The organism is Neisseria sp. P0021.S007 (assembly GCF_051956855.1).
Genome location: NZ_JBQCXA010000301.1, coordinates 1 through 838, shown reverse-complemented (window position 1 = coordinate 838; position 838 = coordinate 1). Strand labels below are relative to the sequence as shown.

1 protein-coding gene is annotated in these 838 nt (G+C 53.5%); it reads right to left on the bottom strand.

Going from position 1 to position 838, the window contains the following annotated elements; translation table 11 throughout:
• Positions 1-105: 105 nt before the first annotated feature.
• Positions 106-838, bottom strand: a 733-nt coding sequence (gene cas1, locus ACTHUR_RS12975) for a CRISPR-associated endonuclease Cas1 (RefSeq protein ID WP_440398909.1), incomplete at its 5' end; no start/stop codon positions are given.

Below are 838 nucleotides of genomic sequence, written 5' to 3'. Positions count from 1 at the left end.
GCGAAATATCGTAAGTAATCAACATTAGCATTTTGTATTCCCATATACAGGCTGCTTTAAAAGTCGTCTGAAAACGTCCAATCCGTTTCCAGACGACCTGCAAACCTATCTAATCAAAAACGGCGGATATTCCGCCAAATCCCCGCGCAAATGCCGCGCCAACAGCATTGCCTGAATATACGGCAGCAAGCCGATTTCTACTTCTTCGCCTAAAAACGGATGAACGATTTTCTCTTGCTTTTTCTCCTGCAAGGCTTGAAATAACAACTTACGCGCATCGGCTTTCAGGCTCACCGCGCCGCTTGCCTCGGCAACAAAATCCTGTGGTTTTATTTGCCCGCGATTAATCAGTGACAACACCAACCTGTCCGCCCACCACGCGCGGAATTCTTCCAAAATATCCTGCGCCAAACTGTCGCGCCCCGGTCGGTCGGCGTGTAGAAAGCCCACCTGCGGGTCTAGCCCCACGCCTTGCAGCGCGCCGCTGATGTCCTTGCCCAACAGACTGTACACAAACGACAACAGCGCATTCACCCCGTCTCTGGGTGGACGGCGGTTACGCCCGTCAAAAGAAAAGCCGCTTTTTTCGCTCAAAAGCTGCCCGAACACGCCGAAATAACGCGCCGCCGCATCGCCTTCAATACCGCGCACCACGTCCAGCTCCGCCGCGCCCTTCAACTGCCGCAGCGAAATATTCAAAGAATCGACCGCACCTTGAATCGCCACATCCTCGCCATAATTGCGAATCTGCCGCTGAAGCACCCGCTTACTCGCCTGAATCTTTGCCGCGATGATATTGCGCGCAATCGGCACAGGATTTTGCTCCGACACCCGATAC